General features: G+C 69.7%; 17 protein-coding genes. 4 read left to right on the top strand and 13 right to left on the bottom strand.

Annotation, left to right across the window (positions count from 1 at the left end; genetic code table 11):
- Window positions 1–16 precede the first annotated feature (16 nt).
- The 9 genes from C7H75_RS20495 to C7H75_RS20455 all read right to left on the bottom strand — a co-directional run bounded on the left by C7H75_RS20495 (window position 17) and on the right by C7H75_RS20455 (window position 8,336).
- Window positions 17–1,342: an FMN-binding glutamate synthase family protein gene (locus tag C7H75_RS20495; RefSeq protein WP_022597778.1), complete on the bottom strand. Its 1,326-nt coding sequence runs from the start codon at window positions 1,340–1,342 to the stop codon at window positions 17–19.
- A gap of 24 nt (window positions 1,343–1,366) precedes the next feature.
- Window positions 1,367–2,065, bottom strand: coding sequence for a GltB/FmdC/FwdC-like GXGXG domain-containing protein (locus C7H75_RS20490; protein ID WP_081205864.1), 699 nt, complete (start codon window positions 2,063–2,065; stop codon window positions 1,367–1,369).
- Window positions 2,053–2,949 (bottom strand): class II glutamine amidotransferase, encoded by an 897-nt coding sequence (locus C7H75_RS20485; RefSeq protein ID WP_013417125.1) that lies wholly within the window; start codon window positions 2,947–2,949, stop codon window positions 2,053–2,055. The genes C7H75_RS20490 and C7H75_RS20485 overlap by 13 nt, the downstream gene beginning before the upstream one ends.
- Window positions 2,950–2,978: 29 nt before the next feature.
- A complete protein-coding gene (gene glnT, locus C7H75_RS20480; protein ID WP_106851749.1) occupies window positions 2,979–4,343 on the bottom strand; it encodes a type III glutamate--ammonia ligase in 1,365 nt (454 codons plus the stop codon).
- Between the two features lie 361 nt (window positions 4,344–4,704).
- The gene (locus C7H75_RS26090; protein ID WP_217451364.1) at window positions 4,705–4,899 is read right to left on the bottom strand and encodes a hypothetical protein; all 195 of its coding nucleotides are present in this window, start codon (window positions 4,897–4,899) and stop codon (window positions 4,705–4,707) included.
- Window positions 4,900–4,928: 29 nt separating this feature from the next.
- Window positions 4,929–5,561: an MBL fold metallo-hydrolase gene (locus C7H75_RS20470; protein WP_064057637.1), complete on the bottom strand. Its 633-nt coding sequence runs from the start codon at window positions 5,559–5,561 to the stop codon at window positions 4,929–4,931.
- Window positions 5,558–6,646: an S-(hydroxymethyl)mycothiol dehydrogenase gene (locus tag C7H75_RS20465; RefSeq protein WP_005517799.1), complete on the bottom strand. Its 1,089-nt coding sequence runs from the start codon at window positions 6,644–6,646 to the stop codon at window positions 5,558–5,560. Before C7H75_RS20465 ends, C7H75_RS20470 begins: the two co-directional genes overlap by 4 nt.
- A 134-nt stretch (window positions 6,647–6,780) precedes the next feature.
- Window positions 6,781–8,046 (bottom strand): helix-turn-helix transcriptional regulator, encoded by a 1,266-nt coding sequence (locus C7H75_RS20460; protein WP_106851747.1) that lies wholly within the window; start codon window positions 8,044–8,046, stop codon window positions 6,781–6,783.
- Window positions 8,043–8,336, bottom strand: coding sequence for a hypothetical protein (locus tag C7H75_RS20455; protein ID WP_022597766.1), 294 nt, complete (start codon window positions 8,334–8,336; stop codon window positions 8,043–8,045). The genes C7H75_RS20460 and C7H75_RS20455 overlap by 4 nt, the downstream gene beginning before the upstream one ends.
- Window positions 8,337–8,399: 63 nt before the next feature.
- On the opposite strand from C7H75_RS20455, the gene yczR reads away from it, so the two are divergent.
- Window positions 8,400–9,884: a MocR-like transcription factor YczR gene (gene yczR / locus C7H75_RS20450; RefSeq protein ID WP_005517807.1), complete on the top strand. Its 1,485-nt coding sequence runs from the start codon at window positions 8,400–8,402 to the stop codon at window positions 9,882–9,884.
- A gap of 57 nt (window positions 9,885–9,941) precedes the next feature.
- On the opposite strand, the gene C7H75_RS20445 is transcribed toward yczR, so the two are convergent.
- The 3 genes from C7H75_RS20445 to C7H75_RS20435 form a co-directional block, all read right to left on the bottom strand.
- Entirely contained in the window at window positions 9,942–11,111 is a 1,170-nt protein-coding gene (locus C7H75_RS20445; protein ID WP_064057635.1) for an Ig-like domain-containing protein, read from the bottom strand.
- Window positions 11,112–11,159: 48 nt separating this feature from the next.
- Window positions 11,160–12,392: an Ig-like domain-containing protein gene (locus tag C7H75_RS20440; protein WP_233281802.1), complete on the bottom strand. Its 1,233-nt coding sequence runs from the start codon at window positions 12,390–12,392 to the stop codon at window positions 11,160–11,162.
- Window positions 12,393–12,934: 542 nt separating this feature from the next.
- On the bottom strand, window positions 12,935–14,035 hold the full coding sequence (locus C7H75_RS20435; RefSeq protein ID WP_044991398.1) for a CaiB/BaiF CoA transferase family protein: 1,101 nt from the start codon (window positions 14,033–14,035) through the stop codon (window positions 12,935–12,937).
- A gap of 131 nt (window positions 14,036–14,166) precedes the next feature.
- On the opposite strand from C7H75_RS20435, the gene C7H75_RS20430 reads away from it, so the two are divergent.
- Together C7H75_RS20430 and C7H75_RS20425 are read left to right on the top strand one after the other, a co-directional pair.
- On the top strand, window positions 14,167–14,547 hold the full coding sequence (locus C7H75_RS20430) for a VOC family protein (protein WP_005517814.1): 381 nt from the start codon (window positions 14,167–14,169) through the stop codon (window positions 14,545–14,547).
- A 4-nt stretch (window positions 14,548–14,551) separates the two neighbouring features.
- Window positions 14,552–15,268 (top strand): alpha/beta fold hydrolase, encoded by a 717-nt coding sequence (locus tag C7H75_RS20425; protein ID WP_069855929.1) that lies wholly within the window; start codon window positions 14,552–14,554, stop codon window positions 15,266–15,268.
- 4 nt (window positions 15,269–15,272) lie between these two features.
- On the opposite strand, the gene C7H75_RS20420 is transcribed toward C7H75_RS20425, so the two are convergent.
- A complete protein-coding gene (locus C7H75_RS20420) occupies window positions 15,273–15,698 on the bottom strand; it encodes a hypothetical protein (RefSeq protein WP_022597752.1) in 426 nt (141 codons plus the stop codon).
- 41 nt (window positions 15,699–15,739) lie between these two features.
- Between C7H75_RS20420 and purT the strand changes: the two genes are divergently transcribed.
- A complete protein-coding gene (purT, locus tag C7H75_RS20415) occupies window positions 15,740–16,954 on the top strand; it encodes a formate-dependent phosphoribosylglycinamide formyltransferase (RefSeq protein WP_069855928.1) in 1,215 nt (404 codons plus the stop codon).
- The last annotated feature ends 4 nt before the right edge of the window (window positions 16,955–16,958 follow it).

Below are 16,958 nucleotides of genomic sequence, written 5' to 3'. Positions count from 1 at the left end.
CTCGCCCTGTCCCGCATCAGATTCGGCCGGGAATCCAGTTCGTGCCCGCGAGCGGCACCTGCGCCATCGCCGACGCCTCGACGGTGAGTGCGACGAGGTCCTGTGGTTCGAGGTTGCGCAGGTGGGACTTGCCGCACGCGCGGGCGAGGGTCTGTGCCTCCATCGTCAGCACGCGTAGGTAGTTCGCGAGGCGGCGTCCGCCGTCGACCGGGTCGAGGTTCTTCTGCAGTTCCGGATCCTGTGTCGTGATGCCTGCGGGGTCGAGTCCGGCCTGGAAATCGTCGTAGAAGCCGGCCGCCGAGCCGAGCGCCTCGTACTGCTGCTGGAAGCGGGGGTGGTTGTCGCCCAACGCGATCAGCGCTGCGGTGCCGATCGCGACGGCATCCGCGCCCAGAGCCATGGCCTTCGCGACGTCGGCGCCCGAGCGGATGCCGCCCGACACGACGAGTTGCACCCCGCCCGGTGTCCGGTGCACACCCAACTCCTGCAGCGCCTGCGCGGCCTGCGGGATCGCGGCGAGCGTGGGGATGCCCACGTGCTCGATGAACACGTCCTGCGTCGCGGCGGTGCCCCCCTGCATGCCGTCGACGACGATCACGTCGGCTCCGGCCTTCACGGCGAGCTTGACGTCGTAGTACGTGCGGGTGGCGCCCACCTTCACGTAGATCGGCTTCTCCCACCCGGTGATCTCGCGCAGTTCGATGATCTTGATGGCGAGGTCGTCCGGGCCGGTCCAGTCCGGGTGTCGGCACGCGCTGCGCTGGTCGACGCCGACGGGCAACGTGCGCATCCCGGCGACACGGTCGGTGATCTTCTGGCCCAGCAGCATTCCGCCACCGCCGGGCTTGGCGCCCTGGCCCAGCACGATCTCGATCGCATCGGCCTTGCGCAGGTCGTCGGGGTTCATGCCGTACCGCGACGGCAGATACTGGTAGACGAGGTGCTTGGACTGCCCGCGCTCCTCGGTCGTCATGCCGCCGTCCCCGGTCGTGGTGGAGGTGCCCACCTCGCTCGCGCCGCGGCCCAGGGCCTCCTTCGCCCGACCGGACAGCGCGCCGAAGCTCATGCCCGCGATGGTGATCGGAATATCGAGGTGCAGTGGGTACTTCGCGTGGCGGTCACCGAGGACGACGTCGGTGTCGCAACGCTCGCGATAACCCTCGAGTGGGTAGCGGGACATCGACGCGCCCAGGAACAACAGGTCGTCGAAGTGTGGGAGCTTTCGTTTGGCGCCCCATCCTCGGATGTCGTAGATGCCGGTCTCGGCGGCGCGCTGGATCTCGTGGATGACGTCGCGGTCGAACGTCGCGGATTCGCGCAGCCCGGGGGTGTGCGTGGTCATGGGGCCTCCTGGAAATGGCGCGCGTCAGTAGGACGAGGTGTTGTCGACGTGGAAGTTGTAGAGCTTGCGGGCCGAGCCGTAACGGGTGAACTCGGTGGGGTCGGCGTCGAAACCCGCGGCGTCGAGCAGTTCCCGAAGTTCGGCCCGGTGTTCGTCGCGCATCTCCTTCTCGATGCAGTCGGCCCCGAGGGAGGCAACGGTTCCGCGCACGTAGATACGGGTCTCGTACAGCGAATCACCCAGCGCCTCGCCGGTGTCACCGAGCACGACGAGCCGTCCGGCCTGGCCCATGAACGCGCTCATGTGGCCGATGCTGCCGCCGACGACGATGTCGACGCCCTTCATCGAGATGCCGCAGCGCGCTGCGGCATTGCCCTCGATCACGAGCAGGCCGCCGTGCGCGGTCGCGCCCGCCGACTGCGATGCGTCGCCGGTGACGCGGACGGTGCCCGACATCATGTTCTCGGCCACGCCGACACCGGCATTGCCGTCGATCGTCACGGTCGCACGCTGGTTCATGCCGGCCGCGTAGTAGCCGACGTGCCCGTCGATGCGTACGTCGATCGGGGCGTCCAGGCCGCACGCGAGGGCATGCGCACCGGCCGGTTCCACCACCGTCACCGTTGCCGGTGCCGCGGTGGACTGCAGTGCGGCGTTGAGCCCGCGGGTCCCGACGTCGGAGACGTCGTACGTGGTGGTGGGGGTGGCGGTCAGCGGTGCCATACGTAAACCTCTTCCGGTTCGGGTTCGAAGATGCGGGCGCTCTCGATGCCGGGCAGGCCGGCCAGCGCGCGGTACTCGGACGCCATCGCGACGTAGCCGGTGTGCTCGGCGATGATCGCGGGCTTGCACGCGATGGGGTCGCGCACCACCGCGAACGAGTCCCGCGTGGACACGAGCAGCGTGTAGAAGCCGTCGAACCGCTCGCCGAGCAGGCGCAGGGCCTTCTCCAGGTCGACACCCTCCGCGAGCTGCTTCGCGACGAAGCGTGCGCCCACCTCGGTGTCGTTCTCGCTGTCGAACGCGACGCCCTCGGCCTCGAGTTCACGTTTGACGCTCAGGTGATTCGAGAACGATCCGTTGTGCACCAGACACTGGTCCGGTCCGACGGCGAACGGATGCGAACCCGCTGCGGTGACGGCGGATTCGGTGGCCATGCGCGTGTGCGCGACGCCCTGCCGGCCCGACGCGGCGGGCAGCCCGAAGCGGTGTGCGAGGTCCACCGGGTCGCCCATGCCCTTGAGTACCGTGACGTCGTCGCCGAATCCGATGAGGATCGCACCGGGCGCTTCGCCGAGTGCGGCGTCGGCGAGCGCCGACGCCGGAACCGGTGCGTGCAGCAACGTGTTCGGGCCGATGTCGACGCCGGTGACGACGACGCCCAGTGTGCTCCCGACTGCGGCGGCCAACGACTGCGCGGTGGCGTCGGCGCCGAGCAGCGACACCGTCGCGTGCCCGGCCGGTGACCAGACCGGGTCGCCGTAGATGGCCATGCCCGCAGAGTCCGGTCCGCGGTCGACCATCTGGCCGAGCATCCCGGTGAGTAGTTCACCGAGCCGCGGATACAGTGAGGGCTCCCGGAGATGAAGCCCGACGATTCCGCACATGTGTTGTCTCCCTTTGTTCGCGGTGGCGGTCAGAATGCGGTGAGGTAGCTGTCGACCTCCCACGGCGTGACCGTGCTGTGCCATTCGAAGAACTCGTCCCGCTTGAGGGCGGTGAAGTAGTCGGCCACGCCGGGCCCCGCGGCGTCGAGGGCGCCGGCGACCACGGCGTCCTTCCCGAGCGCATCCATCGCGTGCAGCAGGGTCATCGGCAGGTCGTCGGGGCAGATGCCACCGCCGGGTTCGCCGGGGTCGGTGCCGCGGCGGATGCCGTCCAGCCCCGCCGCGACGGTCACCGCCGACGCGAGATACGGGTTGGCGGAACCGTCGCCGCCGCGCAACTCGACGCGGCTGGCGTCCGGCACCCGCAGGTAGTGGGTGCGGTCGTTGCCGCCGTACGTCGGCCTTCGCGGCGACCACGTCGCACCGCTGCTCGTCGAGGTGGCCCCGGTTCGTTTGTAGGAGTTGACCGTCGGGGCGAGCACACCCTGCAATCCGCCGGCATGCTCGAGGATGCCGCCGATGAACGCGTAAGCGGTGGGCGAGAGACCCAGTCCGCGCGGGTCCGTGTGGTCGGGGAAGACCGGTGCGCCGTCTCGCCACAGCGACAGGTGCATGTGCATGCCGCTGCCGGTCCGGTCGGCGAAGGGCTTGGGCATGAACGTCGCCGTCATACCGCGCTGTTCCGCGAGTACGGAGATGAGATAGCGCAACGTGACGACGCGGTCGGCGGTGGTGAGGGCGTCGGCGTACCGGAAGTTCTGCTCGAACTGACCGTTGCCGTCCTCGTGGTCGTTGGCGTAGTTGCCCCAACCCAACTGGTTCATCGCGGCGGAGATCGCAGTGAGGTGCTCGTACATGCGGGTGACGTCGCGAGCGTCGTAGCAGGGGCGCCGGGAGGTGTCGAGGGCATCGGCGGTGCGGAGGCCACCGTCCCCGTCGCGGTCGACGAGGAAGTACTCGATCTCGGTGCCGATGTTGACCTCGAGGCCGAGGTCGCCGGCCTGTCCCAGCACCTTCTTCAGGATCACGCGCGGGGCGAAGGGCCACGGCTCGCCCTGCACGTGCGGGTCGCAGTGCACCAGCGCGAGGCCGGGGCGCACGAACGGGATCGGGGTGAACGACGCGGCGTCGGGGACGGCGACGAGGTCGGGATCCGCGGGCACCTGACCCATCGCTCCGGCGGCGTAGCCGGCGAAGCCGACGCCGTCCTCCTGCAGTTCCTCCACCGCCTCGACGGGGACCAGCTTGGCGCACGGCTTGCCGGCCAGGTTGGTGAACACCGCCAGGACGAAACGGGTGTCGGTGGTCCGGGCGAGGGTCGCGAGATCCGGGCGATCCGACGCGCCGGCCTCGGGTAGGCACATCACGGTCAGATCTGCGGGGTCGAGCGCCATGTGAACTCCTCGGTAATCCGACTATGTTTCATTGAGTGAATCACTGTTGCATGTCAGGAAACATAGCATCCGTGACGGATGCGTTACGGGCGGGTGAGAATGTGGTGACGCCTTCCGGCGGGGTGAGTCCGCTCGCGAACGTCCTGGGAATTGCTGGGCACGAAAAGGATTCGGTTACAAGGTTCAACTGCCGTGTAATCGTCGGAGACGCGATCGACTTCCCGACCGGGTCGCGGATCCGCTGCACGACCCCCGATCGAACGCTGGCGTCCACGTCGGCCCGCGCCCGCGGTTCGGCGGCGCCGCCGAACCGCGGGCGCGGGCGCTGGTTGCGGGGCGGTCAGGGCGCAGGGTCGGCTGGCTACGGATGTCGGCGGGCTGGACGGCGGGTGCGGAGGCGGTGCTCTCGCGTGAACTCGTCGCCGCCCGCGTCGGCTGGCGACTCGCCCTCGTCGGGGGCGAGGTGACGGTGCTGCAGGCGCGGGCGTTCGCCGTGGAGGCGGGAGCGCTGGCGCACCTGCAAGCTGAAGGGTCCCTTCATACGCTGCGAGCGCATGAAGGGACCCTTCAGCTGTCGGGGGGCGGTCAGTGACCGCGGGCGATCCACTCCTCGAGGTGCGGTGCCTCGGTGCCCAGGGCGGTGTCGTCGCCGTGACCGGTGTGGACGCGGGTTTCCGCGGGTAGTGCGAACAGCTTGTCGCGGATCGAGCCGATGATCGTCGGGAAGTCCGAGAACGAGCGTCCGGTGGCGCCGGGTCCACCCGAGAACAAGGTGTCGCCGGAGAACAGCTCACCCGCCTCCGGCAGGTACAGGCAGGTCGACCCGGGGGAGTGGCCCGGGGTGTGGATCGCCTGGATATCCGTGCCCGCCACCGCGATCCGCTGACCGTCCTCGAGCGCGAGGTGGCGGACACCCGGATGGGTCATCTGCCACAGCACGTCGTCGGCCGGGTTCAGGTAGATCGGCGCATCGAGCTTCTCGGACAGCTCCGGGGCGACGGTGACGTGGTCGTTGTGCCCGTGCGTGCACACGATGCCGACCACCTTGCGGCCGCCGACGGCGTCGATGATCGGCTGCGCGGTGTGCGCGGCGTCGATCACCAGCACCTCGTCGTCGTCGCCGACGAGCCAGATGTTGTTGTCGACGTCCCAGCTGCCGCCGTCGAGCTCGAACGTGCCCGACGTGACGACGCGGTCGACCCTGAGGACCCCGCTCACAGGACCACCACCGAGCGCAGCACCTCGCCGCGGTGCATGGTCTCGAAGGCCTGCTCGACGTCCTCGAGCTTGATCCGCTCGGTCACGAACTTCTCGAGCGGCAGCCGACCCTGCTGGTACAGGTCGACGAGCATCGGGAAGTCGCGCTCGGGCAGGCAGTCGCCGTACCACGACGACTTGAGCGAGCCGCCGCGCGAGAAGAAGTCGACCAGCGGCATCTCGAGGGTCATGTCCGGGGTGGGGACGCCCACGAGGACGACGGTGCCGGCCAGGTCGCGGGCGTAGAACGCCTGCTTCCAGGTTTCCGGGCGGCCCACGGCGTCGATCACGACGTCGGTGCCGAAGCCGTCGGTGAGGTCCTGGATCGCCTCGACCACGTCGTCGACCTTCGACGCGTCGATGGTGTGGGTGGCGCCGAGCTCGACGGCCCACTCGAGTTTCTTCGGGTCCCGATCGATCGCGATGATCTTGTTGGCGCCGGCCAGGCGCGAGCCCATGACGGCGGCGTCACCGACGCCGCCGCAGCCGATGACCGCGACGGAGTCGCCGCGGGTGACGTTGCCGGTGTTCATCGCGGCACCCATGCCGGCCATGACGCCGCAGCCGAGCAGTCCGACGACCGCCGGATCGGCGGTGGGGTCGACCTTGGTGCACTGGCCGGCCGCGACGAGGGTCTTGTCGGCGAACGCGCCGATGCCCAGTGCCGGGGTCAGTTCGGTGCCGTCCTCGAGCGTCATCTTCTGCTTCGCGTTGTGGGTGTCGAAGCAGTACTGCGGACGACCACGCTTGCAGGCGCGACACTTTCCGCACACCGCGCGCCAGTTGAGGACGACGAAATCGCCGACCTCGACGGTGTCGACGCCCTCACCGACGGCCTCGACGATTCCCGCGGCCTCGTGCCCCAGGAGGAACGGGAACTCGTCGTTGATGCCGCCGTCACGGTAGGTCAGGTCGGTGTGGCAGACGCCGCACGCCGCGATCGCGACGACGGCCTCGCCCGGCCCGGGGTCGGGGATGTTGATGGTCACCAGTTCGACGGGGGCGTCCTTCGAGCGGGCGATGACGCCCCGTACCTGCTGCGGCATGGTTTCTCCACTCCAATTCGGTCGACGTGAACGCGCGGGCACACCCATGCTGGCGTGCGCATCCGACTACGAGGCTAGTCACCGGCAGCCGGTATCGGGACTGGTCGATCGGGGAGGTGGACCTGGCCGAACGGTCAGGGGACGGGCCGGATGCCGGCCTCGCCGGCCAGGGCGGCCGCCTCGGCGCGCGTGGCGACGTCGAGTTTGCGCAGAACACCGGCGACGTGGAACTTCACGGTGCTCTCGCTGACCCCGAGGCGTTCGGCGATGGCCCGGTTGCGGCGGCCGGCGACCAGATGCCCGAGCACCTCGAGTTCTCGCGGGCCCAGGTCGGTGAGGGCGTGGTGCGTCGGAGGCGCGGTGGTCCGGGTGCGCAGCGGCAGGGTCGCGACGACCCGTGAACCCCAGCCCGGCGTCGACTCGGTCGTCAGTGTGCCGTCGAGGGTCTCCACCCGCGGACGGAGCTGACGCTCGAGGTCCGTGGCGTCGGCCAGTCCGCGCCCGTCGTCGCGGATGTCCACCACCAGTTCGGATTCCGAGCAGGTCCAGGCCACACGGATCCGGCTGAGTCCGTTCTGCGTGGACAGCGACAGGACGGCGCCCCGCACCACCGCGCGGGCGCCGTGCGCCACCTCGCCGGGCACGGCGCGGCCGTCGACCGCGGGCTCGACGAGATCCAGTTCGAGGTCCCGGGGCCGGAGCAGTCCGCGGAGTTCGCCGCGCAGACGGGCGAAGGCGGTGACGACGGATTCCTCGGCCAACTCGCGGTGCGTGTCGACCGTCGTCCGCAACCGGATGAGCGCGCCCGACGCCGCCTCCCGTGCCGCCGCCCGGGCCCGGGTGTCGTCGAGGTCGCCGGACCGCAGCGTCGCCAGCAGCGTCTCGAGCGTCGTGGCATGCACCTCGGTGAGTTCGGCGACGGTGCGGGCGCGTTCGGCCGAAGCGGCGCGGGATTCAGCGAGATACGCGGGGCTCGCGCCCTGCACCTGCAACTGGATGCCGGTGGCGACGATGCCGAACATCGACCGGACGGACTCGAGCGGCGCGGTCCGTGACAGCGTGCCCGACGGGACGATCACGAGCAGTGTGTCGGTGCGGTCGAGGATCGCGTACACCTCGCGCGGACGTCCCGCGATCTCGGCGCGACCGCGGAACGTCCGGCCGTGATCGAGATCTGCTCGCAGGGAATCCAATTCGGCGATCGTCACCCGGTCGACGATCGCGGGATCGCCGGCGACCTTGCGGGGACGGCCCGTGCATTCGCGAGTGAAGATCACCAGCGCGGTGTGCGGCACGGTGTCGGCCAGCAGGGCCGAGAACCGGCGTCCGATGTCGGAGAGGCGGCCGACCAGGACGTCACGCAGACCGTCCAGTACCGCGTCCGTTCCGGTCTCGCTCACGTCGCCACGATATCGCTCCCGGTGTCCGCCGGATCCTGGGGCGCACGGTCTGAGCCCGAGCAGTCCAGTGCGCGGTTGCTGGACTGCTCGGCCCCCGGTCGGGCCGAATCCGCCTCGGCGCGCCGCTCCGCTGTGGCCGGGGAGGCGCCGTCGTCGAAGATTCCCGCCAAAGGTGCTGCAGGCCGGAATTGTTCGAGGTGAAACGGCGATCCCTGCCGTTCCTTCGGCATGTAGCGGTAGACGAAAGCGGCGAGAGCGGCGATGGCAAGGAAGGTGATCAGGGTGCTCATGTCGACCAGTCTGGGAAACGATTGGCTTTGAAATGAAGGGCCAGAACGGGCACGCTGGACTGCATGATGATGCATGCACTGAGCGCGCGGTCGCTGGCTCGTGATCTCGGGGCCTGGCACGACAACGGGGGACGGAGGGCGTCCCGTCCGGCGTACCGTGCGCTCGCCGACGGGATCCGGCTGTTGGTGCACGACGGTCGGGTTCCGTTGGGGTCGGCGCTGCCGAGCGAACGGGAACTCGCGGCCGAGCTCGAGTTGAGCCGCACCACCGTCACCTCGGCGTACGCGGTGCTGCGCGACGAGGGCTACGTGCTGAGCCGGCAGGGGTCGCGGACCACCGTTGCATTGCCTGATTCGGTGAACCGTGCTGCGGCGCAACAGCGACCACGCCACCTTCCGCCGTCCGACGAACCGCTCGTCGATCTCAGCTACGCGGCCATGGTGGCGCCCGTCGCGGAGGTCGAGGAAGCCTACGGCGCTGCGCTGCACGAGCTTCCCCCGTTCCTGTCGACGCACGGCATGGAGCCGGTGGGCATCGCGGTGCTCCGGGAGGCCGTCGCGGCCCGGTACCGTGCGCGCGGTCTGGAGACGTCCACCGACCAGATCATGATCACGTCGGGTGCGCAGCATGCGCTACGGCTGCTGCTCGGGGTGCTCACCGCGCCGGGCGAGCGGGTTCTCGTCGATCACCCGACCTACCCCAACGCGCTGGAAGCGATCAGGCGGGTCGGGGCACGCCCGGTCCCGGTGCCCGTGCGTCCCGAGGGCGGTACGTCGCGTGGCTGGGACCTCGACGCGATTCGTGGGGCCGCGCGACAGACCGCCGCTCGGATGGCGTACCTGCTGCCGGACTTCCACAACCCGACCGGGCTGTGCCTCGACGAGCTGGGGCGGGCGGAACTGGCGCGCATCGCCCGCGAGACCCGGATGACGCTGGTGGTGGACGAGACGATGGTGGACGTCTGGCTCGACGGGCCCCCGCCGCCGCCGGTGGCCGCCCTGGCCCGCGACACGTCCGGTGCCGACGTGGTGACGGTCGGCTCGATCTCCAAGTCCCACTGGGGTGGCATGCGGGTGGGGTGGATTCGGGCGAATCCGGAGCTGATCGCCCGGCTCGCCGGCTCGCGCTCGGCCCTCGACCTCGGCACCCCGGTGATGGACCAGCTGGCCGCGGCCCACCTGCTGGCGCTGGGCGACGAACCGATCGCGGAGCGCCGCGCACTGCTGCGGGTACAGCGCGCCGCGATGCTCGACGAGTTGTCGGCGCGGCTGCCGGACTGGGTGCCGACCGTCGGGTCCGGCGGCATGTCGCTGTGGCTGCGGATGCCCGCAGCGGTGTCGACGGCGCTGGCTGCGACCGCGCCGAGTCACGGCGTGGTGCTCGCGGCCGGCCCGCGCTTCGGTGTCGAGGGTGCCTTCGAGCGCTTCATCCGGCTGCCCTACGCACGCCCGGTGGACGAACTCCGACGGGCGGTGGCCGGAGTGGCGGCGGCGTACTCGGCGCTGGGTGTCGGCACCGAGGCCGTGGAACCGGCCCTGGTGGTGTGACGACGGTGGTGGGCATGGCCGCCGAGGCCCCCACCCACCACCGTGCCGGTCAGTCGATCAGGAGCCGAACAGTGCCGTCAGCGAGCCCGGCGAGGGCAGTTCGAGGGAGCCGACCGCACTCCCGGATCCACCGCCGGCGACCACGATCGTGGCATCCGCGGACAGCGACGGACGGAAGGTGCCGTTACCGACGTACCGGGCGGCCACGTTGTGCGATCCACCGGTGAAGACGTGGGACAGGGTCGCCGTGCCGTCGATCACCGGAGCCTCACCGACCACGACACTGTCGACGAGGAACGCGACGTTGCCGCCGTTCGGGTTCGGGGTGACCGTGGCCGAGAGTTGCACCGCCTCACCGGCGTCGGCCGTCTCGGGAGCTGTCACCTGCGTGGTCGTGACGTTGCCGGTCTGCTCGCCGACCGCAATCGTGGCGAGCGGGCCGCCACCACGGTTCAGCGGCGCGGAGTCGTCCTTGGCGTCCTTGGGGACACAGCGCGTGGGTGCCCACTGATTGCCGCCCAGAGCCACCGCGAGAGCGAGGAAGGTGTTGTAGTTGCCCTCGTCGCCCAGGTTCGCTGCGCTGCCGCCGGTCCGCAGCTTCGGGGTGATCTCGCCACCGGCGCCCGCGGTGAGGGTGACGTCGATCGCCGGCAACTGGAACCACGTCGAGCCGTCGGAACTGGGCGTGCCGTCCAGATAGTTCTTCGTCTTCTCGGCGATGATGCCGCCCTGGCTCTTCTTGTCGGCCTTGGGGCTGTTGCCGATCACCTCGTTGTCGCCGGACAGGCGCAGGATCGTGCCGGCCGGGTCGGGTTCGCCGCTCTCGTTGATCCGCAGCACGTTCGCGGGGGTGCCGGAGATGCCGATGCCGCTGCCCGGGACCACCTCTGCGCCGACGAACGTTGCGTTGTCCGGAAGCTGGTAGTCCATCTTCATGCGGGAGACGTTCGTCGTGGTGGCGATGCTCTCCTTGTCCGGGAAGGCGGACGGCGCCGGCTGGATTCGGTAGGTGAACGTCTCACCCGGATCGACCCGGGCGGGGCCGTCGACGGTGAACACGTGCTGTGCGACCTTGTCGACGGTGAGAATTGCCGCGGCGCGGCACTGGGCGTCGAACGGGGTGGTCGTGGTGGCGGCCGATGCCGGGGATCCCGACAGCACGAGGCCGGCTGCGAGGCCGGTCGCGCACAACGGGGTGAGATATCGCCTGGTCGAATTTTCGGTCATGCTGCGTTCCTTGACATTCGAAGTAGGGGAGGGAGTGGGACCGTTCGGTCAGGAGCCGAACGGCAGCGTGAGCGATCCGAACGACGGCAGCTCCACCGAGCCGGTGCCGCCGCCGGGGCCGACGACCGTGACGGCGGCTGCTGCCGACGTCGACGGGTTGGCCGCGATGTGGCCGCTGTAGCGCGCAGTGACCTGGAACGTGCCGGCGTCGGTGAAGGAGTGACCGATCGAGGCGAAGCCGTTCACGACCGAGACCGGATCGCCGACGGGAGTGTCGCCGACGTAGAACTGCACGGTGCCTCCGTAGGGCGCCGGGGCGACGTTCGCGGTCAGGGTCACCGGGATACCCGGGATCGTGGCTGCCGGGGCGGTGACCGTGGTGGTGGTGTCCCCGGGCTGGGCCGCCGAGATGCTCAGCGGTGCAGGCGCAGACGTCGACGTGACGAAGCCGGTGCCCGTGAACACCGCCGTGACCGAGTGTTCGCCGGCTTCCTCGAAGATGTGTGCGGCCGTGGCGACACCGTCGACGACCGGCACCGGTGCGCCGAGCGGCGTGCTGCCCGAGAGGAACTGGACGGTTCCGTCGGCCGGCAGCTGCGCCGTGACGGTCGCGGTGAGCGTGACCGGCTGACCGGCCCGGCCGCTGTTGGGTGCCAGCAGGGTGGTGCTGGTGGCCAGATCCTTGTGCTGCACCTCCAGCGGGGTGTCCGCCGAGGTGGACGGGGCGAACCCGGTGTTGCCGGAGAACCGCGCGGTGACGGTCCGGGTGCCGGAGTGCAGGAAGGTCGCCTTGATGCTGGCGGTGCCGTCCGTCAGGATCGACGTTGCCGTGCCGAGCAGGTCGCCGCCGTCGTAGAAGCTCACCTTGCCGTTGGTGCGGATCGGCAGAATCCCGCCGGACTGCAGGGATACCTTGGCCTTGAGAGTGGCCTGGACGCCGGTCTCGACGGGGGTGTCGTTCGGCAGGATCTCGACGACCGTGGCCACGTCCTGCTCGACGGCCGTGATGGTCCCCTGGGTGCTGCTCGCCGCGGCGGTCTCGGTGACGCCGGTGATCTTGCCGCCGCCGAGGTACTGGACGGAGACGGTGTGCGGCCCGGCGGTCGTGAACGTGTGCTTGAGGGTGGCGAGTCCGGTGCTGCCGGCCTTGATCTGCGCCCCCGTCTCGACCCCGTCGACCAGGAACTGGACCATGCCGCCGTTGACACCCTTGTTGGCGTCGACGCCGAATGTCTGTGACTTGAGGTCGATCTCGATACCGGTCTTGATCTGGGTCGGCATGGTCAGATCGACACGGGTCGCGAACTCGGACGGCCCGGGGTCGTCGGCGAGCAGGACGGGTGATCCGGTCGGCGGGTTCTGCGCGGGTTCCGCCGTGGCACTTCCCGTGAAGAAGAGCAGGCTGCCGGCAGCCGCGGCCGCCGTCGTGAGCGCTGTTCAGCGCCATCGGTTCGTCATGGATGAGACTCCTGGATTCGGAATGCGAACGTTCTCGATTGGGGAGTGGAACGTGTTTCACCTAACACGCATTCGAAACCCGGCATAAGCGAAATTTACGCTTGATCGATCAAGGCGCAACTTGAACGACCGTCCGGATTGTTTGTTGTGAAATCGACTGTGCCGGAGGGTTACTCGAGAGTAATTAGCGGGAGAAAAGAAGTGGGACGCCACGGAGGTGGTAGGGCTGCCAGGGTCCGTCCCGATCCGAGAACGAGTTGCAGAAACGCCGACGGGCCGGACACTCGAGGTGTCCGGCCCGTGGTGACGGTCGTCGGTGGCGAAGGTCGATCGGCGGAGATGAGCCTCCGAGTCGTGAAAGGTGCTCAGCGCCAGAGAGTGTCGACATCCGTGGCCACCCGTGCGGGCGGCTGCGGCGTGGTCGTGGGGGTCCGCGAGAAGCGGGGTGCCGGGGCGTGCTGGGTGACCCCTTCGAGTTCGATGATGCTGCCGCGGGCCGCGATGTGCGGATCGTTCGGTGCCTCGGTGAACGTGAGAACCGGCGTCGTGCAGGCATCGGTCCCGTCGAAGATCTTGGTCCACTCGTCGCGGGTCTTGCTCAGGAACTTGTCGGTGAGGATCTGGCGCAGTTCGGGCCAGCGGCTCGCGTCCTGCTGGCCGGGCAGGGCCGCCGGATCCAGCTCGAGGCCCTTCAGCAGTTCGGCGTAGAACTGCGGCTCGATCGCGCCGACCGCCATGTACTTGCCGTCGGAGGTCTCGTAGGTGTCGTAGTACGGGGCGCCGCCGTCGAGGAAGTTCACGCCGCGCTCGTCCGACCACATGCCGATGCGGCGGAAGTTCCAGATGATGTGCGACAACGCGAGGGTGCCGTCGACCATCGCCGCATCGATGACCTGCCCCTTGCCCGACGTCTGACGCTCGACGAGCGCCGCGAGGAGACCGAACAGCAGGAACATGGAGCCGCCACCGAAGTCGCCGACCATGTTCAGCGGCGGCACCGGGCGCTCGCCCTTGCGTCCCACCGCGTGCAGGACGCCCGTCAGCGAGATGTAGTTGAGGTCATGGCCCGCAGACTGCGCGAGCGGACCGTCCTGGCCCCAGCCCGTCATGCGGCCGTAGACCAGACGCGGGCAGCGTTCCAGGACGACGTCGGGGCCCAGGCCCATGCGCTCCATGACGCCCGGACGGAAGCCCTCGATCAGGATGTCGGCGCGCCCCAGCAGCTCGACGACCTTCTCGACGTCGGCAGGATTCTTCAGGTCGGCCTCGACGACGCGGCGGTTGCGCGCGGTCTGATCACCCACCTGGCCCTCCGCCGGCAGCATTCCCGCGCGCTGGACCCGCACCACGTCGGCGCCCAGGTCCGCGAGCAGCGTCGCGGCGTGCGGGCCCGGTCCGATTCCGGCGAATTCGACGACGCGGATGCCCGTCAACGGGCCCTTCCGCTCAGCTCCTGCGGTAGTCACGTAATTCCTCCTGAGTGATGGTCGAACCTCCGTTCCTGTGACGGTAACCCGTCCCGTACGCCGGTTGTGGTCCGGGTCACGGAGCTGCGGTGACTTGTCGCCGACCGCCGTCGAGGCGCACAGTTGACGACATGGCCTTCCCCGGAGAACTCGTCGCGTTCCTGGCCAGTACCGATCTGGACGTGTCGTCGATGTTCTACGTCGACACCCTGGGTCTGACGGTCACCGAGCGAACCCCGTTCGCACTCGTCGTCGACGGGGGCGGCGGAACGGAACTGCGCGTCACCCTCGTGCAGTCGAAGGCCGACACCGGCTACACCGTCCTCGGCTGGCGCACGGCGGATCTGTCCGCGACCGTCGACGAGCTCCGCGCGAAGGGCGTCGACTTCCTGCGCTATCAGGGCATGGACCAGGACGATCACGCCGCGTGGACCGCGCCCGACGGCACCCGGGTCGCGTGGTTCCACGATCCGCACGGCAACGTGCTCTCGATCCACCAGCCGCCGAGCTGAGCGGGTGGGATTCGTCGATGCCGCCGGCGCGCGGCTGCACTACGAGGAGCGCGGCGCCGGGGAACCGCTGGTGCTGCTGCACGGCAACAGTGAGAACCTCGGGTACTTCGCGGCGCAGGTGCCCGTCTTCGCCGAGCGCTACCGGGTGCTCGCGCTCGACACGCGTGCGCACGGCGAGTCCACCCGCGGCGACGGGCCCCTCGATTTCGCACGCCTGTCCGAGGACGTGGAAGCGGTGCTCGACGCCCTCGGTATCGAGAGCGCGCACATCCTCGGGTACAGCGACGGCGGGAACACCGCGCTCACCCTGGCGCTGCGCGACCCGCGTCGGGTGCGTTCGCTGATCGTCAACGGCGCCAACCTCGATCCGCACGGGCTCGGTGCCCGGTTCCGGGTTCCCGCGACGCTCGCGTGGCTGGCAGCGGGGGCGATCGCGCCGCTGTCGGCGAAGGTCCGGCGGCATCGGGAACTGCTCGAGCTGATGGTTCGGCATCCGCACATCCCGGTCGACGCGCTCTCCACGATCGGGGTCCCCACGCTCGTGATCGTGGGGGAACGCGACGCGATCCCGCGCCGGCACACCGAGCTGATCGCGCGGTCGATCCCCGACGCCGAACTGATGTACGTCCCGGACGCCGGACACGCGTGCGCCGAGCAGCGACCCGAGGTGTTCAACGCGGCGGTGCTCGACTTCCTGGCGCACGTCGAGGCGCACGACTGACCGGCTACAGCAGCTGCGCCGCGACGAAGCCCGCGAGCAGCACCCCGAACGCGCCCACCTCGCCGACGACGAGTGCGATCATCGCCACACGCAGCGCGGCGTCGGGGCGCTCGAACTGGTTGGTGGTGTCGCGGCGGGCGCCGTGTGCGATGTAGCTGCCGATGGCCGCGACGAAGAAGAACACCAGGATCCCCGCGCACGTCGCGTTCACGGCCGTCGGCCAGTCGCTGAGCTCGACGAAGACCGACACCAGCAGCGTGGCAAACGAATACATCAGTGCCGAGCGGTGCGCGATGTCGACGTACGGGTGCGCGAGATGATCGGGCGACGTCGCCATCTGCCGGTACTTCCACACACCGAGGAGCAGGGCCAGCAGGAAGATCAGCCCCGCCGCGAGCAGCGTCAGGCGGGTGTCGAGTCCCAGGGTCATCGCGACAGTATGCCCAGCGTCGACCGCATATAGTCCGAGCCATGCCCCTCGAGATTCCTTCTGACGTCCCCGCCCGCATCGGCACCCCGCTGAGCCCGAGCGCGACCCGCGTGATGCTCCTCGGCTCCGGCGAACTGGGCAAGGAAGTGATCATCGCGCTGCAGCGGCTGGGTGTCGAGGTGATCGCCGTCGACCGCTACGCCGATGCGCCGGGGCACCAGGTGGCGCACCGCGCGCACACCGTCGACATGGGTGACCGCGAGCAACTGTTGCGGCTGGTCGAGGACGAGCGCCCGCACTTCGTGGTGCCCGAGATCGAGGCCATCGCGACGGAGGCCCTCGCGGAGGTCGAGGAGCGCGGTCTGGCCGTCGTCATCCCCACCGCCCGCGCGACGCAGCTGACGATGAACCGCGAGGGCATCCGCCGTCTCGCCGCCGAGGAACTGGGTCTGCCGACGTCGCCGTACGCGTTCGCCGACTCCCTCGACGAGGTGCGCGCCGCCACCGAGCGGATCGGCTTCCCGTGCGTGATCAAGCCGGTGATGTCGTCGTCGGGCAAGGGGCAGTCCGTGGCCCGCAGCGCCGACGACCTCGAAAAGTCATGGGAATACGCCCTTTCGGGTGGCCGCGTGAACAAGGGGCGCGTGATCGTCGAGGGTTTCGTCGACTTCGACTACGAGATCACCCTGCTCACCGTCCGCGCCGTCGACGGCACCCACTTCTGCGAGCCCATCGGGCACCTGCAGGACTCCGGCGACTACATCGAGTCGTGGCAACCGCAGGCGATGAGCCCCGCCGCGCTCGCGGCCGCGCGCGACGTGGCCGAGAAGGTCACCACCGCGCTCGGCGGCCGCGGCATCTTCGGCGTCGAGCTGTTCGTCAAGGGTGACGACGTCTACTTCTCCGAGGTGAGCCCGCGCCCCCACGACACCGGTCTGGTGACGCTGCGCTCGCAGCGGTTCTCCGAGTTCGAACTGCACGCCCGCGCGATCCTCGGCCTGCCGGTCGACACCACGCTCGCCGCACCCGGCGCGTCCGCGGTGATCTACGGCGGTGTCGAAGCGATCGGCGTGGCATTCGAGGGCGTCGCCGACGCGCTGGCGGTACCGGAGACCGATCTGCGGCTTTTCGGCAAGCCCGAGGCGTTCACCCGCCGCCGGATGGGGGTCGCGGTGTCCACCGGACCCGACGTCGACACGGCCCGTGAGCGGGCCCGCGAGGCGGCCTCGCGGGTGCGCGTCGTCGTACCGGAGTGAGCGG

The organism is Rhodococcus (subgen. Prescottella) equi (assembly GCF_003013675.1).
In the GTDB taxonomy this organism is placed as follows: Bacteria; Actinomycetota; Actinomycetes; order Mycobacteriales; family Mycobacteriaceae; genus Prescottella; species Prescottella equi.
This window is presented reverse-complemented; position numbering and strand designations above follow the sequence as displayed.